Origin of the sequence: Lipingzhangella halophila (assembly GCF_014203805.1) — a bacterium.
Lineage (GTDB): Bacteria > Actinomycetota > Actinomycetes > Streptosporangiales > Streptosporangiaceae > Lipingzhangella > Lipingzhangella halophila.
In genome coordinates this window covers 2642003-2667774 of sequence record NZ_JACHJT010000001.1, presented here as the reverse complement: position 1 = coordinate 2667774, position 25772 = coordinate 2642003, and the positions used below count along the sequence as shown (strand labels likewise).

The following is a 25772-nucleotide window of genomic DNA, read 5'->3' as shown; positions in this document are numbered from 1 at the left end:
CTTCATGGCTCCTCCGGCTCCGGACCCGGCGGGATCGACGCACCGGCCGACAGCAGCCTCTGCGCCAGCGCCCGACAGCGCCTCGCGAGCTCTGGAGGGTCGAGGACCTCGAAGTCGTGCCCCAGCAGCAGCACGTGCATGAGCACGAAGTCGAGGCTGGCGGCGCCACTGAGCACCTCGCAAAGCGTGCTCCCACGCGGGTGCACGACTGCCGCCGACGCCGGAACCTGCGCGCGCACCGTCTCCGCCGGAGCGCGCACCAGGAAGCGCGCCTGGTGCGGATAGACCCGACTGGCCACACCCTCCTGCACGTACCTCGCCGCATCGGGCGCCGCGCGCGGGCGGAAACGCCAGGTCCGCGCGGACACACCGGTCATCCGGTCGACGCGGAAGCTGCGCCAGTCGTCGCGATCGAGATCGTAGGCCAGGAGATACCAGCGCTGCTCGGAGGCGACCAGGCGGTAAGGCTCGGCCCGCCGCCCCCGCACCCCCTTCCCGGACGGATAGCCGAAACCGACCTCGACTTCGTCGCGGCAGGCCCTGGCCAGCACCATGAGCGCCTCGGCATCGACCGGTGTGCGGCCCGCACCGAAGGACTCCACCGAACCGGAGAGCGCACGCACCTCACGCCGCAACCGGGTGGGTAGCACCCGGTCGAGCTTGGTCAGCGCCCGCAGCGCGGCGCCGCCGGCGCTGGCAACCGCACCACCCGCGCCGACAAGCAGCGAAACCGCGGTGGCGATCGCCTCCTCATCGTCAAGAAGCAGCGGCGGTAGGTCCTGGCCCGGCCCGAGCTGGTAGCCGCCGCCCACGCCCTGGCTGGCATGCACCGGGTAGCCAAGCGTGCGCAGCCGCTCGACATCCCGCCGTACCGTGCGCGGCGTAACCCCGAGCCGATCGGCGAGCTCAGGGCCGGTCCAGACCTGGCGCTGCTGCAGCAGCCCCAAGAGGGCGAGCACCCGCTCCGTCGTCCCCCGCTCGTCATCGCCTGCCACGTCCATGGCGCCACCCTGCCAGAAATAGCGGACCGATCCTGTCCGCCACCGGCGCCAGGGTGGTGCCATGAACGCAGACGAACCCGACTGGAACCCAACGCTGCGCGGACAGTGGGAGGTCCACTGGAACCACCAGCTCCGAGCCCGGCTCGACGGCCTCACCGACGACGAGTACTTCTGGTCGCCGGTACCGGACGCCTGGAGCGTACGGCCGCGCGGCAGCTCCACGGCGCCCTTACAGCTCGGCGCCGGCGACTTCACGATGGACCACGCTTTCCCCGCGCCGGCCCCTGCTGCCTTCACCACGATCGCCTGGCGACTCGGTCACGTCATCGTCGGTGTGCTCGCCGCGCGCAACGCGGCGCATTTCGGCGCGCCGGCGGCCTCGTATGAGACCTGGGACTACGCCGGCAGCGCGGCCGCCGCCCTCGACCAGCTCCAGGCCCAGCTCGACGTCTGGCTGACCGGGGTGCGCGGCCTCGGCGAGGCCGGGCTCCCAGCTCCGATGGGCGCGAAGGAACCCTTCCCCGCGGCACCCATGGCAGACCTGGTGCTGCACATCCACCGCGAGCTGATCCACCACCTCTCCGAGGTCTGCCTGTTGCGCGACCTCTACCTGCACACACAACCCGCTACGAACGGAGCAACCCGATGAGCCGCCACATCCAGATCACCTTCGACGCCCACGACCCGCGGGCGCTGTCGTCCTTCTGGCGCGACGCATTGGGCTACATCCATCCCGGCCCGCCCGGAGTCGACCTGCCCGAGGGCGCCGACCCGCTGGCCGCCTGGGACGACTTCCTCGCCCGAATCGGCGTACCCGAGGAGCAGCGCAACACGAAATCGGCCACCGAGGACCCGGATGGGCACGGCCCACGGCTGTTCTTCCAGCAGGTACCGGAGGGCAAAACCGCAAAGAACCGTATTCACCTCGACGTCCGCGCGGCTCCCGGACTGCAGGGCGAGCAGCGGATGGCGGCGCTGGAGGCCGAGTGCGACCGGCTCGTCGCGCTGGGAGCGACGCGGGTACGCCGCTACGATCCCGAGCCCCCGCTGAGCGCCGGCCACATCGTGATGACCGACCCCGAAGGCAACGAGTTCTGCCTCGACTGAGAACAGCCCAGCGGTAGTCGCGAAAGCCCGGCTGGTCGGGGGCTGGGAAAGCCGGCGGCGCCGAGCCGGCTCCCGCCAGCCGTGCTCACAGACACCGGGAGTCCCTGGTTGTCGCGTCGCCGGCCCGGTTGGCTTGCTCCAGGGGGTGGGCGCGTACGGCGCTGCGGCGGGAAGACCGGGGGGGGGGCGGCTCCCAGCGCATCGGTCCGGGCGCGGGCGACTGCCACCTCCGCGTCGCGGTTCGAAGAAGGTGGGCCGGCTCGGGCGCTCACCGGGAGCTCAGCCGCCGCCGTGTCGTTGCGCACTGGTGGCGCGCATTGTGCCTGGGCATTCGCCAAAGTGCTGGCATTATTCGAGGGCACGCGGCGAATGCCCAATTCGCTCTCGGCGCTGGCATTTCCGTTTATCCTGGTGACCTGCGATTTTTGGGTGAAGTGCCGCCTCTCGTTGCGGTGTGCCGCATTTTCGGGCGGCGCGGGGACCATCGAGTGCGCCGGCCCGCCGATTCCAGCCATATGACATGGCACAACACCAAAGGATTGGCTGGGATGGCCGGATTGGCGCTGACCGCATTGACATTCTGGATTTCGTGTCCTAGATTCCAACGCATTGGAAAGCGCTTCCCAAGATCCTGGACCCCCACATAAGGAGAAGCCGCGCCATGCGGACCAACCAGCACGCGAACCGGAGACGGATAGGGACTCTCACCAGCGCTGGAGCGTTCGTCGCTCTCGGTGCCGGTGCGGCGCTGATCGCCAGTGCGCTGTCCGCTTCGACCGAGGCCCCCACCGCGCAGAGTGTCGCCGACCCCTCCCCGCTCGTCGGTGAACCCACCGGATGGGCCGCCGAGAACGGCGGGACCACAGGCGGCGCGGATGGCGGCACCGTCCGGGTGAGCAGCGGAGACGAGCTCGCAGCGGAGATGACGGGCCAGGACCCGATGACCATTGAGGTCGAGGGCACCGTCGAGCTCGACGGGATGAACGACGTGGCCTCCGACAAGACCGTCATCGGGGTGGGGCCTGAGGCCTCGATCACCGGCGGCGGTATCGACGTCGACGAGGCCGACAACGTCATCATCCAAAACATCAACTTCGCCGACTGGGACGACGACGCCATCAACGTCCAGGAGGGCTCGACCAACGTCTGGATCGACCACAACAGCTTCAGCAACGGTTACGACGGCGCGGTCGACATCAAGCGCGAGTCCGACTTCGTCACCGTCTCGTGGAACCATGTCTTCGACCATTCCAAGTCGATGCTGCTGGGGCACTCCGACGACCACACCGAGGACAGCGGGCACCTGCGGGTGACCTACCACCACAACTTCTTCGACGGCAGCGACAGCCGCCACCCGCGGGTGCGCTTCGGTGAGACCGTGCACGTGTTCAACAACTACTACCGCGACAACGAAGAGTACGGTGTCGCCTCGACCATGGACGCCGGTGTCCTCGTCGAGGCCAACTACTTCGAGAACGTCGACAACCCCACCCACGTCGGCTACGCGTCCTCTGACGCCGGGCGGCTGGTCGCCACCGGCAACGTCTTCGAGGGCTCCGGTGAGCCCGAGACCGAGGGCGACGTCGAGCCCGTGCCCTACGACTACGCACCCGACGATGCCGAGGAGATCCCGGCCATCGTCTCCGAGGGCGCCGGCGCCGGCAATCTCTAACCTTTCGCGCTCGCCCCTCACCGGGTGAGCACGCCGGGTGGGGCTCGGGGCCACGTGTCGCATGGGAAGTCCCACCCGGCCGAGCGTGTATGCGATTTCCAGGCGTGTGTGCGCTATCCCCGGGGAAACCGGCCACCGGGCACGCCTGGATAGCGCCTGTGTCGCGCACCGCGCCGCGCATGTCCCGTGCGCCCGGAAAACCAGCACGCGGCCGGTGATTCCGATCCCCGGGAACGTCGACGGAAGAATCGGGAAAGTGTTCCGGCGCCCTTTCGCGGAAAGGGTGAATCCGTCCAGGGCCACTGCCTCACGAATCAGCCGAGCCAATCTTGCGCGGCATCGTGGTGGGGCAGAAAACGTGCGTTTTCTGCCCCCCAGTCTCGCCTGTGCGGCCAGATCGGCCCCGGTGACGGTTGTTGCCGAGCAAGGCGCCACGGGCCGGCGGCTCAGCGTGCGTGGTCCGCTAGCGCTGTTCGGCGAGCCACGTCTCGAAGGTGGTCGGCGCGATGCGGGCGCCCTCACTGGGCAGCAGCACGTTTCCGGCCATCGTCGGGCCGAACACCGCCGACCATGTTGGCACGAGCCGCACGGTGCGGCCGCGTGCTTCGTTGGTGCGCCGGGCCATGTCGACGAGGTCCTGAGTCTCGGGGCCGGCGATCTCGATGTGGCCGCGCCGCGGCTCGCCCACGGCGGTCTCGGCGAGGATCTCGCCGGTATCGGCGGGCGCGATCGGCTGCACGAGCAGCGGCGCGAGCGTGGCCGCACCGTCCTGTTCGGTCCAGCTGGTCACCATCGCGGCGAAGTCGTGGAACTGGGTGGCCCGGACGATCGTCCACCCCACCGTTCCGGCGGTGACCAGGCGTTCCTGCTCCAACTTGCCGGCGTAGTGCGCGTTGCCCTCGACCCGGTCGATCCCCACGATCGAGAGCAGGACGTGGTGCCGCACACCGGCGCGCTCCTCAGCCGCGAGCAGGCTGCGGGTCATGGCGCCGAGGTAGGCCACCTCGTCGGCCCCGGGCCCATTGGTGGCGTCGACGACCGCGTCAGCGCCGCTGAGGGCGTCATCCAGCCCTTCACCGGTCAGCAGGTCCACACCGTGGGCGCGGCTGATGCGCACCACGTCATGCCCGTCCCGTTCGAGAGCCGCGGCGGTGCGTGAACCGATGTTGCCCGTCGCCCCGGCGACTGCGATCCGCATGGTGCTCGTCCTTTCTTCGGGGGCACCCATGCCCCTATCTCGGACTAAATAGATCCATAATATACACGATATGGTGGGGGGTATGAAGTTGCCCTCCAGTACCGAATGGGTGCTGCACTGCGCCACGACACTGGCGCAGCTCGAGCCGGATTCCACCGCTTCGGCGGCCCAGCTCGCCATGTACTTCGACCTGCCGGCGCCCTACCTCGCCAAGCAGTTGCAGACCCTGGTCAGAGCCGGCGTGCTGGACGCGACGACGGGGCCTCGGGGCGGGTTCCGGCTCGCGCGGTCCGCCGGCGAGGTCACGCTGCTGCAAATCGTCGAGGCGGTCGACGGGGCGGCGGCCCCCTACCAGTGCCGCGAGATCCGGCAGCAAGGACTCGGGGCGCTCTCCCCCGAGCAGTGCCGCAGAACCTGCGTTCTCGCCGAAAAGATGGCCGAGGCCCACGAGGCGTGGCGGAGCAGCCTCGCCGCGGTCTCGCTCGCCGACATCCTGGCCACGCTGCCCTCCGGAGCGCCCCAGCGCACCCGCGCGCGTCTGGCGCACTCGCGCTGACGCCGGGCACCGGACCGGTTCGCGCGGCGTTGCCGCGTCCCATTGACCTCCGCCGAGCGGGCGGAGAACAGTTCAGCACATGGCGAATTCCCCGTGCCGTGACCATCGAAGGGGGCGGACAAGATAAGCCGGAAAGGAGCAACGGGCAGGTCAGCGCCTGGGGGGTGACCTACGCCCCGAAGCTGGCTCAAAGCATCGCCGCGGACACCACCCGCACGGCGGCGCGGGCGAAGAACTACCCGCCGGATCTGATCAACGCCGCCTTGGAGCGGTTGGTGGAGGCGCCGGTGGAGCTGCCGGGGTTCACCACGCTGGACGAGCTGGCCGCGACCATCCGGGCTGAGGTGAACCGGGAGATCTTCGCTGGGATCTGTGAGCGGCTGGGTGAGGAGGGCCGGGCGCGTCTTGCGGCGCTGGTGGCGGTGGGTGAGGACGGGTTGTCGATGTTCAAGGCCCATGTTGCCGGTGATCGCCTGCCTGCGATCACTCGCGAAGTCGAGAACGGTACTCGCCCGGGGGCATGCCTCGGGCACGTCGGAAGGCACGGCTGAAAGCGTGCGGAGTGGCGTAGCCGACCGCGCCGGAGATCGACTCGACCGGCTCGTCGGTGTCGCGGAGCCGGACGGATGCCAGGTCCATGCGCCACTGCGTCACGTACGCGCCCGGCGTCTGTCCGAGGGCGGACCGGAAATGCCTGGACAGCGTCGCCCGGGAGACCGCCGTCGCGGACGCCAGGGACTCGGTGGTCCAGGGGTGTTCCGGTCGGGCATGGACACATACCAGGGCGTCGCGCACGACCGGATCACGCATCGCGCCCAGCCATGAGCCGGACTGCTTCTCCGGGTGGCGGGCCAGCCAGACGCGTACGAACTGGATGAGCAGAAGGTCGACGATGCTGTTGACGGCGGCGGTGGTGCCGATCTGCGGCTGCGCGAGCTCCGCCGTGAGAAGCTCGACGGTCTTTCTGAGCTGTGCGTTCTCCCGGCTCGTGACGTGCATCGGCCGGACGAGGGAGGTGAGCACCGGCGTACTCACCTCCGGGTCCTGCTCATAGCGCAGGACGAGCACCTCCGTCTGCGCCGGCGTCGAGCCCAGGTGCAGGGCGCTGCCGTCGGTGAGGGCCTGGACCGTCGCCTTCCGGTCACAGGGACCCATCGTCGTACTGGACCCGCCGGCTATCCCGTGGGCGGTGCCCGGCGACAACAGGACGGCGTCTCCTGCCTGCACCTCCAGGGGTTTCCCGCCCGGGACGTGGAGCCACATCGTGCCACGGGACACCACGTGCAGTGCCGCTCCCGGATAGGAGTCCAGCCACAGGCCCCAGGTTCCTCCGGCCTTCAGCACGACCCCGAGCGCCCCTCGCGCACCCGATACACGCAAGGCCTCCGCGAGTACGTCCATCGTTCCATTCTCGTCGACGGGCGTCTTAGACCACGTCAAGAACGATCTTTCCGTGCACCTTCCGCGCGAACAGCGCCTGGACGGCGTCGTCCACGTCCTGCCAGTCGCCTCGCAGCCCGACCGGTGCCGAGAGCCGCCCGGCGGCCATGAGGCCCAGCAGGTCCGTCAGCTCCCCGCTGGTCGGCGTCATGTCGCCGTAGGTGGCGATGCTGCGGGGTTCGCCGAAGCCGAACAAGACCCCTGACGGGAACGTGGTGTCCTGCCCCGAGGAGTAGCCGACCACGTGGATGGTGCCGCCCTCGGCGAGGGAACTCCACGCCTGGGCCACCAGCGGCCCACCGACCGTGTCCAGGACGAGGTCGAACCGGTACTCGGTCTCGGCCAGGTCGGTCAGGACCTCGTCGGCCCCGAGTTCGCGGAGTCCGGCGGCCCGGTCCCGCGAACCCACGAGTGCCGTCACCCGGGCGCCCGCCAGTGCCGCCAACTGGACGGCGAAGTGCCCCACGCCCCCGCTGGAGCCGGTGACCAGGACGTTGCGCGCCAGCAGGGAACGCTTGCGCAGCACCCGCAGTGCGGTGACTCCGGCGATCCCCAGCGCGGCACCGTCAGCCAGATCCACGCCCTCGGGGACGGTGCCGAGCGAGGCGGGGCTGACTGCCACCCGCTCCGCCCACGAGTGGGAAGACATCCCCAGCGCGACGCGCGTACCTTCGGGTGGCCCCGAGCCGTCGGATGCGGCGCGCACCACGACGCCGGCCGCGTCGTGACCGTGCACAGCGCCGGCCGGCCACTGGTGCGCGTAATTCAGCTCTCCGAAGTTGAGACCGATGTGCCGTATCTCGACCAACGCCTCGTCGCTGGACGGCACGGGCTCATCGACATCGGCGAACCGGACGGGACCGGTCTCGCCGTGATCGACCACAAGGGCGCGCATGGTGTGTTTCCTTCTCTCGTGGATGCGCCTGAACACTCGGCGCGGCAGCGGACGGAGTGCGCGAACGCCGCACTGCCGCCTCCTTGAAACCCTACGCAGGACCAGCACAGCGACCAGTCCCGTGCGAGCCGATCAGTTGACGATCTGTATCAGTGCGGCTCGCGCGCGGCGTCGAGCTCTGCACGCATCCGGTGGATGAAGCTGTGGCGGGCAAAGACAAGCCCGGCGGTGTGGTTATCTTGAGGTGTCGGAGGGGAATGTGAACGCCAGCGTGTGGTCCCGCTACAGTGCAGCCATGAACGCCACGGTGGAACGAGTCGCCGCGATCCTCACCGAGGCCAACGCGGCCAGCGAGATCACCACACTGCCCGAGGCGGCCCCCAACGCCGCCAGCGCCGCTGCCCAGCTCGGGTGCGATGTCGCCGCGATCGCCAACAGCCTCGTCTTCGACGGCGACGGCGCGCCGGTCCTGGTGATCGCCAGCGGGGGCCACCGGGTCGAGACGGCCAAGGTCGCCGCTCTCGTGGGCGCCTCCGCGGTCACCAGGGCCACCCCCGACTTCGTGCGCGAGGCCACCGGTCAACCCATCGGCGGTGTCGCGCCTGTCGGCCACCCCCAAGCGATCACCACGGTCGTTGACACCCGGCTGGCCAACCACCCCCACGTGTGGGCGGCGGCCGGCCACCCGCGCACCGTGTTCCGCACGACGTTCGACGAGCTTGTGGCCATGACCGATGGCAGCCCCGCTGACATCGGTGCCTGAGGCATTGGCGGGCGGAGCCGACGTGCGAACGCGCCGCGTTCACACCAGCACCGAGGGCCGTGGCCTCGACCTGCTAGGGGCCTTCCCTCCAACGGCCCGCTGCGCTGCGAGAGCCAGGCCACGCCCGCTCTCCTATGCCGGTCACGCCAGGGGAGCGCCGCGTTCGTGCACGCTGACGGCGTAGCCCCCGCCGGCGTAGGGCTCGCCCTGCCAAGTGGCGCACCGCTGCACCAGCGACAGCCCGGCCGCGGCGCACCACGCGTCATAGTCGGCCAACCCCACCGGCGCCGAGGACAACGGCAGGTGCTCGGCGTCGAGTCCGAACCCGGCGACCTGCAGCCCGCCCGGCCGCAGCAGTGAGGCCAGAGCGGCGACCACCCGGGCGCCGGTGCCGGCGGCCAGCAGCGGGATCACGTTGCCGGCGACCACCACCATGTCGAAGTCCGGTTCCAACCCCAGCGTGGCAACGTCGCACAGGTCGGCCTGGATCCAGGACACGTCCGCGGGACTGCGGCGCGCCTCGGCGAGCATGGAGGCGTCGGAGTCCACACCCACGCAGCGGTGGCCGTTGTCGGCCAGCCAGACCGCGACCCGGCCGGTGCCGCACCCGGCGTCCAGAACCCGCGACCCCGGATCGAGTAGCGCCCCGCAGAACCGGGCTTCCCCGTGCACGTCAACACCGGTGCGGGCGAGCTCGGCGAACCGTTCGGCGTAGCGTTGTCCGCTCTGGCCCCCGGTCAGCTCACTCCACCGGTTGTTCGGCTTGGTCACGATGCCCTCCGCACTGCTGTCCGACGCTCCCCCGAGCGAGTATGCAGCACCCCACTGAGCGGCAATCCACCGCCCCCAGCACACAATTGGCCTGATCAGGCCACGTCTGGCGGGGGGTTTTGCGTTGTCGGGGGCACCGCGGACCAAGTAACCTCAACTGGAATTTAGGTCAGTGTTGAGGGGGCGACCAATGACCACCGATGCCACCTGGAGACGCAAAGAGCTCACGGTTGGCCAGGTAGCCGAACGCAGTGGTGTGGCGGTTTCGGCGCTGCACTACTACGAGCGGCAAGGGCTGATCCACAGCCGCCGGACCGCGGGCAACCAGCGCCGCTACCGGCGCGACACGCTGCGCCGGATCGCGTTCATCCGGGTCTCCCAGCGGGTGGGCATCCCGTTGAGCCGCATCCACGACGCCCTGGCGGAATTGCCCGACGCGCGCACGCCCACCCGCGAGGACTGGGCGCACCTCTCGGAGGGGTGGCGCGACGAGCTCGACAACCGCATCGACCAGCTTCAGCGGCTCCGCGACGACCTCACCGGCTGCATCGGCTGCGGCTGCCTCTCGCTGGACACCTGCGCCCTGTCCAACCCGTACGACCAGTGCGGCGAGGAGGGGCCCGGGCCGCGCCGGCTGCTCACCAAGGCCTCGCTGGGCGATCGCGACCCGCATTCGCCGCAGAGCTGCTGACACTGGGCGTCGCCCAGGCGCGGGGGGGCCGCTACATCCGGCCTCCCGTGGACTCTGGCAGGCCCACAGGGTGGGGGCAACGGGTCAGGGGCGGTGGCGCATGGGGTGGTCCTCGGGCACCTCGACGATGAAAATCCTGAGGCCGTCCGGATCGGCGATATGCATTTCCACCAACCCCCAGGGTTCCTTGCGGGGTTCACGCAGCACCGGCACCCCGCGTTCCCGCAGTTCGCGCTCTGCCTCGGCGATGTCGGGCACCTGAAGCCAGAGCTGGGTCGCGTTTGGCTCGGGTGGCCGGCTGGAGTGCCCGGACAGTTCGAGGAACCCCCCGCCGAGGAAGAAGACGGTGCCCCGCTGCTCGCCCGTGCCGAACTCGCGGAAGATGGCCAGGCCAAGCGCATCGCGGTAGAAGGCGCGGCTGCGTTCGAGGTCGGTGGGTCGCAGCAGGATACGGCTGGCGAGAACGTGGATCATGCACCTCGTGGCGAGCGCCCCTGCCCCGCGGGCCGGGGCACCGCCGTCCCCTTTCGCTGTGTGGTGGCTACCTGCGTGGGCGCGTGGGCCCGCGGGGCGAACCTACCCAGCCCTTCGGGCCGGCTCACCCGCGCCCGCGCACCTGCTCCAGCTCGCTCATCGAGGTGATGCGGCGCAGCGCGATGCTCTCGGGCCCGGGCGCGCGGGTGAAGACCCGGACCAGGAAGCCGCCCACCAGCGCCGCCGCCACCCAGGAGTGCGACGTGGCCAGCACCGTGAAGGTGTGCGGGACACCGTCGACCTCGATCGTCTGGCTGGACCAGGCCGCATCAGCGGGCAGGCCCAGCGACTGCCCGCTGAGCGGGTCGCGCGTGCGCCGCTCCATGAGGTCGCGTTCGCCGCAGAACCCCCGGATCTCCCGTTCGCCCGGCGCATCGGGCCGGTCCCACGTCCGCGTTGCGATCTCCAGGTCGGGGCCCAGGTCGGGCCCTTCCGGGGTGGAGCCGAAGTCGACGACGACCTTGGTGGGCAGCGCGTCACCGGGGTTGAGGGTGGTCGAGCTGACGCGGCCGCGCCGCTCCTCCCGGGCGGGGCGGAACAGCGGGATCTCGCCCAGGACACTGGCGAAGCCGGCGTCGTCCTCACTCATCCGCGCGTTCCTCCCGGTGCCAAGCGGTGCCCGGACATGGGCGTTGTCCTCGCGCGACGGTACCGCACGCGAGGCCACCAGCGCCCTGGGGCAGGCCCGGCCGCGCCGGTGCGGCCACACGTGCGGGCTGGTGCCGCTCCTCTGGCGCGCCCGCCGTGGCGCCCCACTCAAGAAACTCTTTCAATAGCCATTGTCATGGTCTACGCTTGGGCGGCATCAACTACCCATCAGTAACAAATGGCGGGTGAACACCCGCCCCACAGCGACCGCACGACCGCCCTCCGGTACGGCACAGGAGGCACCGTTGACCACCCCCCGCCCAACCCCCACCAAGCTCAACGTCGACTCCACCGACGGCGTCACCCTGCACACCGAGATCCACGGCCACGACGACGCCCCCACTGTCGTACTCAGCCACGCCTGGGCCTGCTCCACCGCCCTGTGGGAACCCGTAGTCGACGCCCTGGGCCCCCACTACCGCGTCGTCCTCTACGACCAGCGCGGCCACGGCCGCAGCACCGCCCCCGCCCGCACCGGATACAGCACCACGGCACTGGCCGACGACCTCAGCGCCGTCCTGGACGCCACGGTCCCCGCCGGCGGCAAAGCCGTCCTCGGCGGCCACAGCATGGGCGGCATGACGGTCATGGCCGCCGCCCGGCGCCCCCAGGTACGCGACCGCGTCGCCGCCGCCCTGCTCGCCAGCACCGGAAGCGCCAACCTGACCGCCACATCGCGCGTGCTGCCCACCCCGGCGCGGTTGCGCCGCCTCACCGCCACCGGCCACCGCCTCCTTCTCACCGCTCCCCTGCCCTTGGGCCCCAACACCCCGATCACGCGCGCCGGACTCAAGTACGTGGCTATGGCACCCGACACCGCCCCCGAAACGGTGCACCGGTGCGCCCGCCTGGTCCACGCCTGCCCGACCACCACCCGCGCCCGCTGGGGCAACGTCCTGGCCACCCTGGACATCGACAGCGACGCCGCCGCCCTGGAGCTGCCCACCGTGCTCGCGCACGGAACCAGTGACCGCCTCACGCCCATCGCCCACACCCACCACATGGCCAACGTCCTGCCGCGGTGCGAGCAGATCATCGAGCTTCCCGGCATGGGCCACATGACCCCCCTGGAGGCCCCCGACCACCTCGCCGCGGCCATCACCGAACTCGTCGCCACCCACCTGGGCACCGACCACGCGAACAGCACCACCGAGGCCTGAACCACACCGGCGCCCCCGCCGGCGCACCGGGAACACCAGGCAGCCCCTGCCGGCGGGGTCGGCCGCGGGGCGCGCCCCGCGGCCGACCCCGAAACCCGCGACACCCCCGCGGCCCACGCCCTAGGCTGGCCACGTGGTTGCCATACTCGACGACGAAGTCCACGCGCTGGCGCAGCGCCTCTGGGACTTCCACACCGCCCCCGCTGCCCCCACGGCCGGCAGCCACGACATCATCCTCGCGCTGGGCAGTCACGACCTCCGCGTCGCGGAGCACGCCGGCCGACTGTGGGCACTGGGGGCCGCACCGTACGTCGTTTTCTCCGGCGAGCGGGGGCGCCGCACCGCCGGCGCACCCGGCCAACAACGGTGGCACCGCCCCGAAGCCGAGGAGTTCGCCGCGACCGCCCACACCACCGCCGGGGTCCCCTACTCGGCGATGCTGCTGGAAACCCGGGCCACCAACACCGCCGAGAACTTCACCCGCAGCCGCGCCCGCACCACCGAGCACGGCATCGAGGTCACCCGCGCCATCGTCACCGCCAAGCCCTACATGGGGCAACGGGCCCTGGCCACCGCAGCCACCCACTGGCCCGACGCGCAATGGACGTTCCACTGCTTCCCGGGCGGCTACACCGGCTACCCCACACCCCGCATGCCCGCCGATGAACTGGTGCACTTCCTGGTCGGAGACCTGCAGCGCCTCGACATCTACGCACGCCGTCGCTGGAGCGCCCCCGTCGGGATTCCCGCCGACGTCTGGGAGGCCTACCAGCGGCTCGTGGCCCGCGGGTTCACCGCCCACCTGGTGGACGAGGACCCCGCCCCGGCCGCGGACACCACCGGAGTTTCCCCGCCGGCCAGCCGAACACACCCCTGAGCCCGAACCGGCCCACCAGAGCTGAAACCCCCGCCGAGACCACCGGCCGGCTCAACCGCGCCGCGCTCGGGTTGGGGGCGCTCAGCCTTCCAGCCGGCCCGCGTTGGCCTCACGGCGGGCGAAGACGTCCTCGACCATCTTGCTCATCTGGTCGAGAACCTTCTTGCGTTCCCGCTTGGACAACCGGTCGGTGTAGAGGCGCCCCTGGGTGTGGTCGGTCTCGTGCCGCAAACACCGAGCGAAGTACCCACTGCCCTCGATAACCAGCGGTTTCCCGTCCTTGTCGAAGCCGCGCACCACCGCGTACTCGGGGCGGGCGAGCTCGGCGTGCGGGCCGGGCACCGACAGGCACCCCTCGTTGTCCACCACCAGCGGGTTGGTCTCGGGGTCGCGCTCGTCCACGACGGGGTTGACGACGTGGCCGACGTGCCTGACCCCGTCGTCGTCGAGGCAGTCGTAGACGAACAGCCGCAGGTCGACATCAACCTGGTTGGCCGCCAACCCGACCCCCTCGGCGACGTACATCGTGCGGAACATGTCGTCGATGAGCTGGGACAACTCCCGGCTGCCGAACCGGTCTCCCCCCACCTCCCGGTTGCGCCGGTGAAGCACGTCCTCACCCGTCACGGTCACCCGCAGCACCGAGCCGCGCTCGGCCTCGGGCGCCATCTCGGGGTAGGAGCTCACCGGCTCGCCCATGACATGAACCGGGGGGTGGGTGTCCTGCTGCGACGTGGACCGTTCGGACATGGGTGTCTCGACTCTCCGCTACCGGGAATGCGCCCGCCGCCTTCCCGCCGGAGGCGACCTTCGCAAAATAACACAAACACCCAGGTCAAACCGACTCGCTGCGCAGCGCACATCCCGCCCCACACCGGGCGGGCAACCACCTCGCACCCCGGGTCACCGCGACCCGGGTGGGCGCACGGTCGAACGGAACCACCCGTTGCCCTGGGTCAGGCAGCGGACCAGGTAGTCGCGCAGCGACACCACCGCCAGCCGGCGCTGGTCGGTTTCCTGGTCCCACACGATGATCCCGGGACCGTAGTCGGTGTGTACGTAGGCGAACTGCGGGCCCATGTCGCTGTCACCGAAGAAGATCAGCTCGTGGAAGGGAGCGTAGAGCTCAAGGGAGTCGGGCTCGTTGCGCATGGCCAGGTTGTCCTCGATGACCCGCTCAGCCGACCAGACCACGGCATCGCCGTACTGGTTGTACACCCCGTTGCACTCGCCCAGCAGCGACCCCAGCTCGAAGGGCAACGGCAGGGAGAGCACCTTCTCGATCTCGACGATCGTCGCCTCATCCGCAGGCGCGGGCAGCTCCGCCTCGGGGTACAGTTCATCGATCAGTTCACGCCACACACGTGAATCATCACAGGTCGCGCCGAGGCGAGAGAAACCGGCGACCGCGCGTCCCGCGAATCCACCGCGGAATTCCGGCCGGGCACAGGACGAGCAGGCGCGGCGCCGCGGGTCGACACGCTGGTCAGCGCGCTCTTGCGGTCCCGCCCACCACTTCCCGGATTCGGGCCGCACCCGCCCCGGATCCCTTCGGATCATGTGCGGCACCCGAGCCGGTCCGCCTCCGCGTCCCCGTTGGACACCGCCCCAACGGGGGTGCGATCATCGGTGTCGGCCCCCGTTAAGGGGGTCCGGGTCGGTGCGGTAGCAAGTGTCCCCCGGGCTCCAACCAAAGCCTTCGCGGAATACCGCGCCCGCGTCCACTGCGGTGGCCCCGGGCGGTCCACGGAACCGCGTTGTGCCGCGCGCCGAGAGGCGACCGCCGTACCGTTCCCGAACTTGGGGTGGGGTCCCACCGCCAGCTGGCGGTGGGACCCCACCTTCATGTGTCCAGCCTCCATCGGTGCCAGCAGTGCGGGCCGGTCGGATTCGGCGCCGCGCTTATTGCGCCGCACCAAGTCAGCGCCACTCTGTCGCCGGCGCGCGGTGGGCGGGACCTTTCACCCCCATCACCGAAACCCTGCGCGCGCTCCTCATGGGCACCCCCATGGGCGACAGCGCCCTGCGCACCACCGCCTGGTGCACCGGCACCGCGCTCCTGGGCTATCTCTGGGCCAAACACCTGTTCACCCGCGACCGCACCCGCTAGACAGCCATCCCGCACCAGGAGGGCGGCCCACCCCCAACGCCCCATAAACCCGACTGCGCCCGCAGTACCCCAGAACCTCCGAACTCGCCCTGGTGTTGGGCCCCACACCCCGGATACGGCTCAATGAACCCGTACACCGTGCCCGCACCAACCAGGGAGAACGGGGAGCCACATGACCGCCGCAGGCCGCCGCGTATGGCCCATCACCCTCGCCCTCACCGCTCTCACCCTCGCCAGTGCCCCCACCCCGGCAGCCGCCGAGACCTACCCCGGCGCCACCGTCAGCCGCTACCTGCAGCCCACCGCCACCGACAGCGACCGCACCGCCGCACGCAAAGCCGGCTGCGCCGAAGGCAGGAAAGGCACCAGCGGGGTCCGCTTCCTCATGGTCGGCACTCAGGAACGCGGCGGCGTACTGCGCCACCCCGGCACCACCGCCACCCACACCAGTGAACGTGTGCCCACCAAGCACGCCGCCTCGATCGCCACCGCCTGGGCCGCCGGATTCACCCAATGCCGCACCGGCGACGCCCGGGCCGAACTCGCCCTGACCGTGAACAACAAATCCGACGGCGGTATCAGCGGCACCGCGGCCGGCAAACAGTGGGCCTCCGTCGTCGCCAAGGCCGCCGAGGCCGACAACGACGCCGTCACCATAACCGGCGGCCTGGACGCCGAACCCTCCTGGTCCGCACCCAAATGGGCCCGCGCCTGGGCCAACGCCTTCACCGAGGCCACCGACCGCGCCCTCTACGCCGCGAACTCCGCCGAAGGCTGCCCGGAACACGGTTCCGACTCCACCGCCTGCGCCAACGGATGGACACTGGCCGACGTACACCACGTCTCCACCGGCGCCGCCCCCACCATCAGGGCCATCCCGCAGATCTACCGCACCGACGGCATCCAGGCCCGCCAATGGGCCGCCGTCAGCTCCTGGGGAGCCCGCAACGACGCCGGCCCCGTTCGCTTCGCCGGCGCCATGTCCCAACACACCGCCTGCGGCCAACGCGGCGGCTGCTCCGCCACCGACAACACACCCAAGGCCGCCTGGACCCAGCTTTTCGAGGAACTCAACTCCCACGACGAAACCGCGGTTTCGAGCCTGCCCACCGCCACCGACATCCGCTGGCCCTGAGGGGCGCAAGGCCCGCACCACGCCTTGCGCCCGCGGCCTTCCTGCGGCCAAGAGGATCGCCCGCGGTGGCTGGCGGACAGTTCAGTGGCCGCTGAGCATGGACAGGACCTTGCCGTAGGTGCCCTCAGCCTCGGCATGGCGCAGGAACTTGACGTTCTCGACGAGGATTTCCCCGGCGTCGGGCTGGGTGCCCAGGAGGGTCATGACCTCGGAGAGGAAGTCCTCCAGCGGCATTGCCTGCTCGCTGTCCTGCTGTCCCATCAAAGTGGTCCGCACGCTTGGCGGGACCACCTCGATCACCTGTACGGAGGTCTCGGTCAACTGGACGCGCAGGCTCTCGCTGAAGGAGTGGATCGCGGCCTTGGTGGCGTTGTAGGTCGGGGTGGCCGGCAGCGGGACAAACTCCAGCCCGGAGCCGACGTTGACGACGGCCGCGTTGTCCTTGGCCACCAGGTGGGGCAGGAAGGCGTTGGCCATCCGGATCGTGCCGAGCAGGTTGGTGGTGACCGTGTCCTCGGCGATCGGCAGGGAGCCGGCGTCGAGGAGGTTCTCCGCCAGCATGATGCCCGCATTGTTGACCAGGACGTTCATCTCCGGGTAGGTGCTGGTCACCGTCTTGTGGGCGTGGGCGATCGAGGCGGGGTCGGTGACGTCGAGAACGAGCGTCTCGATACCCGGGTGCTCGGTCGTGATCCGATCGAGCAGTTCCGTGCGCCGTCCGGCGACGATCACCTTGTTGCCGGCCTGGTGAAAGCGCAGCGCCAGGCCCAGCCTGATACCCGAGGTGGCACCGGTGACCAGAATCGTGTTGCCCGTCCGGCGGTGATGCGGGCGGGGGTTTCCTCGCCGAGCTTCGCGTACTTTCCGGGCGTGGCCAGGTGGGCGTGGCGGGACTTGGCCTGGAGCTCGGCCGCCGAACGCCCCGCTTGAACGAGGTGGGTGAGCGCCGACTGGCGCAACCGGTGCGGGGCCCAGCCCGCCCCGCGGGGGTCGTTGACCTTGGTCAGCGCGGTTCGAGGAGGCAGAACTCGTTGCCCTCGGGGTCACGCAGCACCACCCATTCGGCGTCATCGGGCTGGCCCACGGTGGCGCGAGTGGCTCCCCTGGCGATGAGGCCGTCCACGGCTGCCGCTTGGTCCTCTGCGTACAAGTCGAGGTGCAGGCGGTTCTTGGTCAGTTTCGCGTCGTCCACGCGGACGAAGAAGAGCGACGACGAGTGCCGATCGGGCGGCCGGACCTCGACGCCGGCCGGGTCAGGGTCCATCACGTCCCAACCGAGGGTCCGCGCCCACCACCGCGCGAGAGACAACGGCTCTCGCGCGTCGATGGTCAGGGCCTCCCACCTGATCTCCACGAGGCCAACCCTACTTGCGCGCCGGCTCAGAGCACTTCGCGGCACGGCCGCAACAACGTGCGCTGGTTCGTGCTTACCGTCAATCCGCCTTCTGCTTGGTCTGGTTCTCCGCCCCCGAGCCCCGGAGGAGTTCACCACCGGCCGGTGAGGGAGGCGGCCGTTTCCGCGGCCGGTGCCAGGTTCGCCAATGGCGTCCGACGCGGTCCTGTCAGGTCCCCGGGGCCTGGCGGGCGCGCTCCTGGTGTCGGCGGACCTTCAAGCGGTTACCGCAGGTCTTCATCGAGCACCAGCGGGCGGTGTTGGCGCGGCTGCGGTCGAGAAGGAAGAGGCGGCACTCGTCGTTGCAGCAGGGGCGCAGCCGGCCGGGCCTGCGTTCCTGGACGTCGTACCAGGCGAGCACCAGCTCCACCGCGAGCATCCGTTCGGGCGGCCCGTGCAGAGGCCACCGCAGATCCGACGCGCCGATCTCGGGGAGCCGGTAGACGCCGGAAAGTATCCGCCGCAGATCCGTCTCGGGCACGGGGCCGTGCGTGGCGGTCTGGAGCACGTCCCTGGCTGTCCGCAGCCAGTCGATCGCCGGTGCGTCACCCGGGCCGCCGTGCTTCCGCGCCCACCGCCGCAGCACGGCGTCATCGGCCCACAGGTCCTGCGGCCGACCGTCCACCACCGGGGTGCTGTTCAGCGCCTCGAGCAGTGCCTGTTCGTCGAGCACGTCCACCCACCTCCCCGTCTAACCCTCTTGTTCGACTTGACAGGTTACCTTGCTTCGGGTCCACTGAGAGCGCGGATAACCACCAAAAAAGATTGATAGGGTTAGCAATGGTCGAGGTTCACCACCAGTACGCCACCGTGCGAGGACACCGCGTCTTCTACCGGGAGGCCGGCCCCCGCGAGGCGCCGACTCTGCTGCTCCTGCACGGTTTCCCCACCAGCTCGCGCATGTTCCGCCGCTTGATCCCGCAACTCGCCGACCGGTTCCGCGTCATCGCCCCCGACCACATCGGCTTCGGCCACTCCGACACTCCGCCAGCCGACACGTTCCCCTACACGTTCGACGCACTCACCGACATCACCGAGGCACTCCTGGTCGAGCTCGGCATCAACCGCTACGCCGTATACGTGCAGGACTACGGCGCCCCCATCGGATGGCGGCTCGCGCTGCGCACCCCGGAGGCGCTCACCGCGGTGATCACCCAGAACGGCAACGCCTACGAGGACGGCTTCGTCCCGCAGTTCTGGGCACCCGTGTGGGCCTACGCCAAGAACCCGGGACCCGAGACGGAGCCGGCGGTCCGCACCGCTCTCAGCCTGGACGCCATCCGCTGGCAGTACCTCCACGGCGTGGACCGCCCCGAACTGGTCGACCCCGACACCTGGACGTCCGACCACCGCGACATCAGCCGCCCCGGCAACGACCTCGCACAGCTCGCCCTCTTCCGCGACTACGCCACCAACCCGCCCTTGTACCCGCGGGTGCACACGTACTTCCGGCAGAGCCGCGTCCCGCTCCTGGCCGTGTGGGGAGCCGAAGACCTCATCTTCGGCCCTGACGGTGCGCGCGCCTTCGCGCGGGACCTGCCGGACGCCGAGATCCATCTGGTGCCCGGAGGCGGCCACTTCCTACTCGAAAGCCACCTGGACACCGCGGCCGGCCACATCCGGGACTTCCTGACCCGCACGTTGGACTCGGGCATGAAGGGGGCGCCGTAGTACTCGCCGAACATCAGGCGAATTCCGGGCGGAGTGTTACTCCGCCCGGAACGACTGGCCGCGCTGCAGTAGAGGCCCGGGTAGCGCGCCGGTCACGAGGATCTTCGCGGCGGTGCGAGCGGCAGCCGCGGCTGACGTGTCGTTCGTGATGGCGTAGCTGACGATTGCGCCTTCGTGCAGGCTCAGCAGCTGCGTGGCGAGCGTCTCGACGTCGTTCCCACCTGCTGCGCCCGCCTCGGTGAGCAGGTCGCGAAACAGGGCTCGTAACCACGCCTTCTCGGCGACGACGATTCGCCGGCCGGGATGGTCGGGGTTGGGCAGCTCGGCGAAGGCGTTGATGAAACCGCAGCCCCGGGTGCTCGGCGCGAGCCAGTCGGGTAGCACGTCGAACGGCACCAGCACGCGGGCCACGGAGTCGGGGGGTGCGCCGTGGAGCCGGGTGGTGACCATGTCGCGCCAGCGCCGGTCCCGGGCGTCCAGGTAGGCGGCGACGAGGTTGTCCTTCGACCCGAACCGGTCGTAGAGGGTCCGCTTGGTCACGCCGGATTCGGCGGCGATGGTGTCGACGCCGACGGCGTGGATGCCGCGCCAGTAGAACAGCTCCGAGGCGACGTCGAGGATCCGCTGGGCGCCTGGCGTCAGCGGTTGCTCCGGGCCGGTGTCGGTGCTCATCATCACCCCAGTTGACTTCACAGACCTGTGTACCTATGGTCGGACAGGTAACTTCACAGATCAGTGTAGGGGGCGGTATGCGGGCGACGCACTGGCTGCCCGAGTTCCCGCGCGATACCGGGAACAGGGCCGACCCCGCGCTGTACGACACCGAGAACGCACGCACAACAGGAGAACCACGATGACCTGGTCACTGGACAACGAGTTCGAAACACCCGGCGGGACGATCCGATGGACGGCCCTGGGAAGCGGGGAACCGCTCGTGCTCGTACACGGCACCCCATACTCATCCTTCCTCTGGCGCGACCTCGCGCCCGCACTCGCCCAAACGCGGCGGGTCTACGTATTCGACCTGCTCGGCTTCGGCCAGTCCGAACAACGCGAGGGCCAAGACCTCAGCCTGGCCGCGCACGCCCGAAACCTCGCCCAACTCCTCGACCACTGGGAACTGTCCCACCCCAGCGTCGTGGCTCACGACATCGGCGGCGCGGTCACGCTGCGGAGCACCCTGCTGGAAGGAGCGAACTTCCAAGACCTCACCCTGTTCGACGCCGTGAGCGGCGGCGAGTGGGAACGCGGCCTCTTCCAGCTCATCCTGGAACACCCCGAGGTCTTCCATCAGCTCCCGGGCTACGCCCACCAGGAACTGGTCACCAGTCACATGCGCCACGCCACGAACCTCGGCTACCGACCAGCGGTCCTCGACGCGCTCCTCACCCCCTGGCGCGGCGAAACCGGACAGGCCGCCTTCTACCGCCAGTACAGCCAGATCAAGCAGGAGCATACGGCGGAGTACGAACAGCTGCTCGGCGAGATCACCATCCCGACGCGCCTGATCTGGGGCACCGAGGACCACATCCTCCCACCCCATTACGCGCGATGGCTGCACGACCGGATCCCGCACGCCGAGCTGCACTGGATCGAAGGCGCTGGCCACCTCCTGCAGGAAGACGCACCAGCACAGCTTCTGGCCCACCTCACGTCTGACCCGCCTGCCCCGCGGGAGGACCGGTCAGCGGACAAGTAACGGGCGGCGTGGACCGTTATCAGCCCGCCACCCCTGAAGGCGCGGGCGATTCTCTGTCACAACGCAGCGTGGCACCGACCGCGTACGGCGTCGTCGCACGAACCAAAGCCTGCGCGCCCCGGGCCTCCCACCCCTACGCGCGCCGCGGACCCGCCCAGTAAACCACCAGCACCGCCGCACCCCACACCGCCTGCGCCGCAAGCAGCGGACCGGTCACCCCGCTGGTCAACGCCATGAGCGCAGGCAGGCACCCCAGTGCGGCAACGTCGGCGCCAGCCAACACCCACACCACCGGACCCAGCGGCACCGGACCCAGAGGCGAGTCCATGACGGGCATCGTGTGCTCAATCGGACGGCGCCGCGCCAGCCGCAGCGCACCCGCCGCCAGCGCCGGCGCACACAGCAACCCGAGCGGCCAGAAAGGCCCACCGAAGCCCGAGACGTCCAACCCGGCCAACGCGAGAGTCAACCAGGAGCCACCCAGCAGAGCGGGCAGCACCGCCCTCGCCGCGAGAAGCGCGCGCGGACCGGCACCCAGCAACCGCGCCAGCGCCGCATCCCCAGCGTCCCGGCGCGCCCCCGCCGTGCCCGTCGCGGCAACCGCCAACGCGCCCACGGCAAGCACGATCAGCGCCCCCGGCACCCCGCCACCCGCCCGCGCAGCCAGCACAGGCAGAACCGACGACGCCGCCACCAACGCCAACCATCCCGGCCGCCGCGCCAACCTCCGCCAGTCCAGCCAGGCCACCGCCGCCGCCCCGCGCAACCGCGACGGCCACGCACGCGACCGCAGCACGCGCGATCGCCAGTGCGCGTCCTCAACGATCCAGGTCAGCGAGCCCGGATCCATAACAGCGAACGCGCCCGCCGCATACCCCCTCCGGGCCGATGCGTCCAGGACCACGCGGGCCGGGATACGCGCGACGACCGCCCAGGCCCGCCCCACAAGGCCAGCGGCCGCAGCGGCCGATGCGGCCGCCGCCGCCATCCACGCCCCCAGGGACGCGGACGCGATACCGACAAGCACCCCCTGCCCCGGCCCCATACTCATCACCGCCACAGCGACCGCCGCGACAACAAGAACGACGAGCACCGCGACCAGCCAGCCGCCCCAGAACTGCGACGCCTGCGCCAGAACACTCGCCGCCACCCCGCCCAACGCCCACGACACGCCCAACACCACAGCCGCAAGCAGCCGGAGCGACAACGCATCGGGAGCGCCGACCGCGCTCAGCAGCGCCAGACCGACGGCCGCACCGACAACGACGCACACCACAGCAAGGACCAGCAGCGTCCGGGCCAACACGCTACGGCGCGGCAACGGCGAGAGCACCAGCCACGCGGCGTCCGCCGCCGACACCGACACGGGCCCGACCACACGCGCAATGGTCAGCGAACCCACCAGCAGCAACGCGATCAGCGCCAACCCCGCACCCGCCCGTGCCGGATCGACGTCCCTGGGCACCACCGACACCGCGCGGCCGATCGCCGGGGACGCCAGCACCACCAGCAGACCGAGACTCAGCAGAGCGATGTACCGATCGGACCAGGAGCGACGCCTGCGCCCCCCTGCCCGCACAAACGCCCGGACCTCCGCCACCCCACTCACGCGGCGCCCGCCAGAGCGACGTGGCGGGCACCCTCGGCGAACCGCGGGTCATGCGTCACCATCACCACCGTGCCGCCCTCCGCGGCATACTCGGCGAGCAGACCCGCGAGCCGTTCCCGGAACGCCGCGTCGAGCCCGCGCTCCGGCTCGTCCAACAGCAGCAACCAGCTCGGCCGCAGTAGCGCCATGGCCAGCACCAGCCGCTGGCGCTGCCCAGTCGACAGCGACAACGGGGCCCGATCAGCGCAACCGGCCAGCTCGAACAGCTCCAGACCCGCCCGCACCCCCAGCCGCCCGGGACCGTGCACCGCGCGCATCAGCTCCAGATGCTCCCCTACGGTCAACCCCGGATACCAGGCGGGCTCGTCGCCGACCAGGACGACGTCGCGCCAGAAACCCGGCTCGTCGACGGGCGGGCGGCCCAGCACCCCCACATTGCCCCGGGCCTGCTGCAACCCCGCCAGGCAGCGCAGCAAAGTCGTCTTCCCGACACCGTTGGCCCCGACCACCGCGACCACCTCCCCGGGCGCGACCGTGAGGTCGACTCCGCGCAGTACCGGCACACCACCCAACTCCACACCCACATCACGGGCGACAACGACCGGTTCGCTCACCCGCCCAGCCTATGGCCGCCCCGCCGCCCCGCCGGTCCGCCGACTCGGCGCCACACAGCCCACGGCTACGGCCCGGTGCCTTTCGTCGGGGAAACGGCGGTAGCGGGCGATCTGCTCTTCGGAGCGGTACCCGTGCGGCATGCTATAGCTCAACCCGGTAGAGATGACAGGCCGCCAGCCCCACCAGACTCAGGCCCGACCACCAGCATCCGGCACCTGGTACAACCCATCAATCTCCTCATCGAAAGCCCGCAGGATCACGTCACGACGCAACTCCCCCGACGGCAGCACCACCCCACTCTGCACCGAGAACTCCTCAGGCAGAACATGGAACGCCCGCACCCGCGCCTCCGCCGACACCACACCGTTGGCCTCGTGCACCACCTTCTGCACCTCACGCAGCAACGTCGGATCCGACACGATCTCGGCCGTCGGAGTCGACAACGGCCGACCATTGACCAACCGCCAGTACTCCACCTGCTCCCGCAACAACGTGATCAGCGCACTCGCATACGGCCGACCCTCAACGACCACCATCACCTGACTGATCAACGGATGCTCACACAGCCTCCGCTCAAGCGCGGCCACCTGCCCAGCCACCCCCGACTCCGGCGGACCCGCCGCCCCCCGGCCATGCCCCTGCGCACCCCTAACCGGAGCTTCCGCAGCCGGCACCGCAGGCTCTGCCGGCGCCGCAGGTGCCGCAGGCAAAGCGGCCGGCCCCGACGCCAGAGTGTTCCGCGGCGGCGCCAACCGCGACGCCTGCGGCCGCACCCACTCCTGAACCCTCAAGAACCCCGCTTCATCCATCTCGGCACGCACACCCGTGGCCAACCACCCATCCTGGAAGGCCGCCCGCGACGCCTCAGGACTGTCCCAATACCCCGGGAACACCCCCGGCCCACGCACATACACCTCACCGGCGGCGCCCAACCGCACCTCAGTGCCCGGCAACGCAGCCCCCGCCGTGCCCGCACCACGGACACCCGGGCCACTCGCCACGAACACACCACCCGCCTCAACCGTGCCGAACGCCTGGTAAACCGGGATGCCCGCACCCCCGTAGAACCGATCCATCCGCTCCGACAACGGCGGCCCCGCACACACCGCCACCTGTACACGAGCACCCAACACATCGCGGATACGGGTGTACATCCAGTCGTACATCACCCGCGACATCCGCTTCCACGCCCCCTTACGCGGCGACTCGTCGAAACTCACCGCCAAGTCCGTCGCCGCGTCGAACGTGTTCAGGTTGTCCCAACCCACCTCACTGGCCCGCGCCCGCTCACCACGGTGCACCTCCTCCAACAACGACGGCGTCGCCAACAGCACCGTCGGCCGGAAAAGCCGCATCTCCCACAACAAAGGCGCCGTCCGCGAAGGAAACCCCACACGGACCCGCCCCAACACACACGCCACCAACGCCGCATGCCCATGGATATCGGCAAGCGGAACACTCATCACCGTCGTCGCCTGCCCCGCGGGGATTTCCGACACAGCCGGACCCAGCCGCTCCAACAACCCTTCGGCCGACGCGAGCAAGTTCCCATGCGTCAACACGGCCCCGCGCGTCGCCACCTCCCGGCGAACCGGATACATGATCGCCGCCGGGTCCTCGCGCGTCGTCTCCTCCCGCCGAAACCGGATCGCCGTCGACTCCATATAGGAACCCAGCCGGCTAATCCCCGCCAACCCCACAGTGTCGAGCCGCCACGTACGCCCCAAGTCGGTCAGCTCATGCTGGATCCCAGCGACCGCCCCCGCATGCCGGCCATCCTCCAACACCACCGCCGCCGGCCGGCAATCCCGCAACACATGCCGCAACCGCGCCGCCGAACACGCCGACGGCACCGGCACCGACACCGCCCCCACCGCCCAGATCGCGAAACTGACCGGCACCCACTCATAGCGAGTGCCACACACCAGCACCACCCGGTCACCCGCGCTGATCCCAGCCGCGATGAACCCCTTGGCCAGCGCCGTCACCTCACCAAGGAACTCACTCGCCGACACCCGCTCCCACCGGTCATCCGCGTTCTTACGCGCGAACATCTCCGAGTGCGGCGCCAACCCCGCGACCTGGTACGCCAGATCACCAAGCCCACTAACACGCCGGGCACCCCTCACTGGTCCAGCCCCAGACACGCCCGACCGCCCCCATACAGGTTTCGCGAAAGCTACGTAGACGTTGCCCTACTGTGCACTCTTCCGACACCCAGCGGCAA

At 70.2% G+C, this 25772-nt stretch carries 28 protein-coding genes; 12 read left to right on the top strand and 16 right to left on the bottom strand.

Translation table 11 applies throughout. The features are described from left to right. Positions 1-2 precede the first annotated feature (2 nt). Entirely contained in the window at positions 3-1001 is a 999-nt protein-coding gene (locus F4561_RS12140; RefSeq protein ID WP_184578188.1) for a helix-turn-helix transcriptional regulator, read from the bottom strand. 61 nt (positions 1002-1062) lie between these two features. Here F4561_RS12140 and F4561_RS12135 point away from each other — a divergent pair, with 61 nt between their 5' ends. The 3 genes from F4561_RS12135 (at position 1063) to F4561_RS12125 (ending at position 3780) form a co-directional block, all read left to right on the top strand. After that, a complete protein-coding gene (locus F4561_RS12135) occupies positions 1063-1650 on the top strand; it encodes a DinB family protein (RefSeq protein ID WP_184578185.1) in 588 nt (195 codons plus the stop codon). Continuing rightward, a complete protein-coding gene (locus F4561_RS12130) occupies positions 1647-2108 on the top strand; it encodes a VOC family protein (RefSeq protein ID WP_184578180.1) in 462 nt (153 codons plus the stop codon). Before F4561_RS12135 ends, F4561_RS12130 begins: the two co-directional genes overlap by 4 nt. Positions 2109-2769: 661 nt before the next feature. Continuing rightward, entirely contained in the window at positions 2770-3780 is a 1011-nt protein-coding gene (locus tag F4561_RS12125) for a pectate lyase family protein (RefSeq protein ID WP_184578177.1), read from the top strand. Positions 3781-4243: 463 nt separating this feature from the next. Here F4561_RS12125 and F4561_RS12120 read toward each other — a convergent pair whose 3' ends face one another. Next, positions 4244-4978 carry an SDR family oxidoreductase gene (locus F4561_RS12120; RefSeq protein WP_184578174.1) on the bottom strand — a complete coding sequence of 245 codons (735 nt, stop codon included), beginning with the start codon at positions 4976-4978 and terminating at the stop codon, positions 4244-4246. Between the two features lie 82 nt (positions 4979-5060). Between F4561_RS12120 and F4561_RS12115 the strand changes: the two genes are divergently transcribed. Together F4561_RS12115 and F4561_RS12110 are read left to right on the top strand one after the other, a co-directional pair. After that, positions 5061-5534, top strand: a complete 474-nt coding sequence (locus F4561_RS12115) for an RrF2 family transcriptional regulator (protein ID WP_184578171.1) — start codon at positions 5061-5063, stop codon at positions 5532-5534. Positions 5535-5632: 98 nt separating this feature from the next. Next, a complete protein-coding gene (locus F4561_RS12110; protein ID WP_184578168.1) occupies positions 5633-6085 on the top strand; it encodes a DUF4158 domain-containing protein in 453 nt (150 codons plus the stop codon). Here the strand turns inward: F4561_RS12110 and F4561_RS12105 are convergent. Continuing rightward, positions 6018-6935, bottom strand: coding sequence for an AraC family transcriptional regulator (locus F4561_RS12105; protein ID WP_184578165.1), 918 nt, complete (start codon positions 6933-6935; stop codon positions 6018-6020). The two genes, F4561_RS12110 and F4561_RS12105, sit on opposite strands and share 68 nt — an antisense overlap. 25 nt (positions 6936-6960) lie before the next feature. Next, positions 6961-7869 (bottom strand): zinc-binding dehydrogenase, encoded by a 909-nt coding sequence (locus tag F4561_RS12100; protein WP_184578162.1) that lies wholly within the window; start codon positions 7867-7869, stop codon positions 6961-6963. 295 nt (positions 7870-8164) lie between these two features. Between F4561_RS12100 and F4561_RS12095 the strand changes: the two genes are divergently transcribed. Beyond that, complete coding sequence (locus tag F4561_RS12095; RefSeq protein WP_184578160.1) at positions 8165-8632, top strand: YbaK/EbsC family protein; 468 nt, start codon at positions 8165-8167, stop codon at positions 8630-8632. 141 nt (positions 8633-8773) lie between these two features. Here the strand turns inward: F4561_RS12095 and F4561_RS12090 are convergent, their stop codons facing one another. Next, entirely contained in the window at positions 8774-9403 is a 630-nt protein-coding gene (locus tag F4561_RS12090; protein WP_184578157.1) for a class I SAM-dependent DNA methyltransferase, read from the bottom strand. A gap of 190 nt (positions 9404-9593) precedes the next feature. Here F4561_RS12090 and soxR point away from each other — a divergent pair, with 190 nt between their 5' ends. Further along, complete coding sequence (gene soxR, locus F4561_RS12085) at positions 9594-10094, top strand: redox-sensitive transcriptional activator SoxR (protein ID WP_184578154.1); 501 nt, start codon at positions 9594-9596, stop codon at positions 10092-10094. A gap of 84 nt (positions 10095-10178) precedes the next feature. Here soxR and F4561_RS12080 read toward each other — a convergent pair whose 3' ends face one another. Both F4561_RS12080 and F4561_RS12075 read right to left on the bottom strand, forming a co-directional pair. After that, the gene (locus F4561_RS12080; protein ID WP_184578151.1) at positions 10179-10568 is read right to left on the bottom strand and encodes a VOC family protein; all 390 of its coding nucleotides are present in this window, start codon (positions 10566-10568) and stop codon (positions 10179-10181) included. A 124-nt stretch (positions 10569-10692) separates the two neighbouring features. Beyond that, entirely contained in the window at positions 10693-11217 is a 525-nt protein-coding gene (locus F4561_RS12075; RefSeq protein WP_184578148.1) for a hypothetical protein, read from the bottom strand. 304 nt (positions 11218-11521) lie between these two features. Between F4561_RS12075 and F4561_RS12070 the strand changes: the two genes are divergently transcribed. Further along, positions 11522-12436 carry an alpha/beta fold hydrolase gene (locus tag F4561_RS12070; protein WP_184578146.1) on the top strand — a complete coding sequence of 305 codons (915 nt, stop codon included), beginning with the start codon at positions 11522-11524 and terminating at the stop codon, positions 12434-12436. A gap of 133 nt (positions 12437-12569) precedes the next feature. After that, positions 12570-13313 carry a YdcF family protein gene (locus tag F4561_RS12065; RefSeq protein WP_184578143.1) on the top strand — a complete coding sequence of 248 codons (744 nt, stop codon included), beginning with the start codon at positions 12570-12572 and terminating at the stop codon, positions 13311-13313. A gap of 81 nt (positions 13314-13394) precedes the next feature. Here the strand turns inward: F4561_RS12065 and def are convergent, their stop codons facing one another. Both def and F4561_RS12055 read right to left on the bottom strand, forming a co-directional pair. Beyond that, positions 13395-14063, bottom strand: a complete 669-nt coding sequence (gene def, locus F4561_RS12060) for a peptide deformylase (protein ID WP_184578140.1) — start codon at positions 14061-14063, stop codon at positions 13395-13397. A gap of 153 nt (positions 14064-14216) precedes the next feature. Further along, positions 14217-14675 (bottom strand): SMI1/KNR4 family protein, encoded by a 459-nt coding sequence (locus tag F4561_RS12055; RefSeq protein WP_184578137.1) that lies wholly within the window; start codon positions 14673-14675, stop codon positions 14217-14219. Positions 14676-15595: 920 nt separating this feature from the next. Here F4561_RS12055 and F4561_RS12050 point away from each other — a divergent pair. Next, positions 15596-16558, top strand: a complete 963-nt coding sequence (locus tag F4561_RS12050; protein WP_184578134.1) for a hypothetical protein — start codon at positions 15596-15598, stop codon at positions 16556-16558. 81 nt (positions 16559-16639) lie between these two features. Here the strand turns inward: F4561_RS12050 and F4561_RS12045 are convergent, their stop codons facing one another. The 3 genes from F4561_RS12045 to F4561_RS12035 all read right to left on the bottom strand — a co-directional run bounded on the left by F4561_RS12045 (position 16640) and on the right by F4561_RS12035 (position 18630). Further along, positions 16640-17629: an SDR family oxidoreductase gene (locus F4561_RS12045; RefSeq protein ID WP_184578131.1), complete on the bottom strand. Its 990-nt coding sequence runs from the start codon at positions 17627-17629 to the stop codon at positions 16640-16642. Continuing rightward, positions 17562-17912: a VOC family protein gene (locus tag F4561_RS12040; protein WP_184578127.1), complete on the bottom strand. Its 351-nt coding sequence runs from the start codon at positions 17910-17912 to the stop codon at positions 17562-17564. Before F4561_RS12040 ends, F4561_RS12045 begins: the two co-directional genes overlap by 68 nt. A 208-nt stretch (positions 17913-18120) precedes the next feature. Then, the gene (locus tag F4561_RS12035) at positions 18121-18630 is read right to left on the bottom strand and encodes a CGNR zinc finger domain-containing protein (RefSeq protein WP_312885228.1); all 510 of its coding nucleotides are present in this window, start codon (positions 18628-18630) and stop codon (positions 18121-18123) included. A gap of 101 nt (positions 18631-18731) precedes the next feature. Between F4561_RS12035 and F4561_RS12030 the strand changes: the two genes are divergently transcribed. Beyond that, the gene (locus tag F4561_RS12030; RefSeq protein ID WP_184578121.1) at positions 18732-19622 is read left to right on the top strand and encodes an alpha/beta fold hydrolase; all 891 of its coding nucleotides are present in this window, start codon (positions 18732-18734) and stop codon (positions 19620-19622) included. 36 nt (positions 19623-19658) lie between these two features. Here F4561_RS12030 and F4561_RS12025 read toward each other — a convergent pair whose 3' ends face one another. Next, positions 19659-20297, bottom strand: coding sequence for a TetR/AcrR family transcriptional regulator (locus tag F4561_RS12025; RefSeq protein ID WP_221445462.1), 639 nt, complete (start codon positions 20295-20297; stop codon positions 19659-19661). A 178-nt stretch (positions 20298-20475) separates the two neighbouring features. Between F4561_RS12025 and F4561_RS12020 the strand changes: the two genes are divergently transcribed. Next, positions 20476-21321, top strand: coding sequence for an alpha/beta fold hydrolase (locus tag F4561_RS12020; protein WP_184578118.1), 846 nt, complete (start codon positions 20476-20478; stop codon positions 21319-21321). Positions 21322-21454: 133 nt separating this feature from the next. Here F4561_RS12020 and F4561_RS12015 read toward each other — a convergent pair whose 3' ends face one another. From F4561_RS12015 to F4561_RS12005, 3 genes are all read right to left on the bottom strand, one after another. Next, positions 21455-22930, bottom strand: a complete 1476-nt coding sequence (locus tag F4561_RS12015) for a DUF6297 family protein (protein WP_312885227.1) — start codon at positions 22928-22930, stop codon at positions 21455-21457. Continuing rightward, positions 22927-23544 (bottom strand): ABC transporter ATP-binding protein, encoded by a 618-nt coding sequence (locus F4561_RS12010; RefSeq protein WP_184578117.1) that lies wholly within the window; start codon positions 23542-23544, stop codon positions 22927-22929. The genes F4561_RS12015 and F4561_RS12010 overlap by 4 nt, the downstream gene beginning before the upstream one ends. Positions 23545-23733: 189 nt before the next feature. Then, positions 23734-25599, bottom strand: a complete 1866-nt coding sequence (locus tag F4561_RS12005; protein WP_184578115.1) for an AMP-dependent synthetase/ligase — start codon at positions 25597-25599, stop codon at positions 23734-23736. Positions 25600-25772: the final 173 nt, after the last annotated feature.

What these genes read in the sequence shown, in the direction of transcription:
- F4561_RS12140 (WP_184578188.1), bottom strand. Translation starts at nt 1,001, where the DNA reads ATGGACGTGGCAGGCGATGACGAGCGGGGGACGACGGAGCGGGTGCTC.
- F4561_RS12135 (WP_184578185.1), top strand. Translation starts at nt 1,063, where the DNA reads ATGAACGCAGACGAACCCGACTGGAACCCAACGCTGCGCGGACAGTGG.
- F4561_RS12130 (WP_184578180.1), top strand. Translation starts at nt 1,647, where the DNA reads ATGAGCCGCCACATCCAGATCACCTTCGACGCCCACGACCCGCGGGCG.
- F4561_RS12125 (WP_184578177.1), top strand. Translation starts at nt 2,770, where the DNA reads ATGCGGACCAACCAGCACGCGAACCGGAGACGGATAGGGACTCTCACC.
- F4561_RS12120 (WP_184578174.1), bottom strand. Translation starts at nt 4,978, where the DNA reads ATGCGGATCGCAGTCGCCGGGGCGACGGGCAACATCGGTTCACGCACC.
- F4561_RS12115 (WP_184578171.1), top strand. Translation starts at nt 5,061, where the DNA reads ATGAAGTTGCCCTCCAGTACCGAATGGGTGCTGCACTGCGCCACGACA.
- F4561_RS12105 (WP_184578165.1), bottom strand. Translation starts at nt 6,935, where the DNA reads ATGGACGTACTCGCGGAGGCCTTGCGTGTATCGGGTGCGCGAGGGGCG.
- F4561_RS12100 (WP_184578162.1), bottom strand. Translation starts at nt 7,869, where the DNA reads ATGCGCGCCCTTGTGGTCGATCACGGCGAGACCGGTCCCGTCCGGTTC.
- F4561_RS12095 (WP_184578160.1), top strand. Translation starts at nt 8,165, where the DNA reads ATGAACGCCACGGTGGAACGAGTCGCCGCGATCCTCACCGAGGCCAAC.
- soxR (WP_184578154.1), top strand. Translation starts at nt 9,594, where the DNA reads ATGACCACCGATGCCACCTGGAGACGCAAAGAGCTCACGGTTGGCCAG.
- F4561_RS12080 (WP_184578151.1), bottom strand. Translation starts at nt 10,568, where the DNA reads ATGATCCACGTTCTCGCCAGCCGTATCCTGCTGCGACCCACCGACCTC.
- F4561_RS12075 (WP_184578148.1), bottom strand. Translation starts at nt 11,217, where the DNA reads ATGAGTGAGGACGACGCCGGCTTCGCCAGTGTCCTGGGCGAGATCCCG.
- def (WP_184578140.1), bottom strand. Translation starts at nt 14,063, where the DNA reads ATGTCCGAACGGTCCACGTCGCAGCAGGACACCCACCCCCCGGTTCAT.
- F4561_RS12050 (WP_184578134.1), top strand. Translation starts at nt 15,596, where the DNA reads ATGACCGCCGCAGGCCGCCGCGTATGGCCCATCACCCTCGCCCTCACC.
- F4561_RS12045 (WP_184578131.1), bottom strand. Translation starts at nt 17,629, where the DNA reads ATGACGCCGAATGGGTGGTGCTGCGTGACCCCGAGGGCAACGAGTTCT.
- F4561_RS12030 (WP_184578121.1), top strand. Translation starts at nt 18,732, where the DNA reads ATGGTCGAGGTTCACCACCAGTACGCCACCGTGCGAGGACACCGCGTC.
- F4561_RS12025 (WP_221445462.1), bottom strand. Translation starts at nt 20,297, where the DNA reads ATGATGAGCACCGACACCGGCCCGGAGCAACCGCTGACGCCAGGCGCC.
- F4561_RS12020 (WP_184578118.1), top strand. Translation starts at nt 20,476, where the DNA reads ATGACCTGGTCACTGGACAACGAGTTCGAAACACCCGGCGGGACGATC.
- F4561_RS12005 (WP_184578115.1), bottom strand. Translation starts at nt 25,599, where the DNA reads ATGTTCGCGCGTAAGAACGCGGATGACCGGTGGGAGCGGGTGTCGGCG.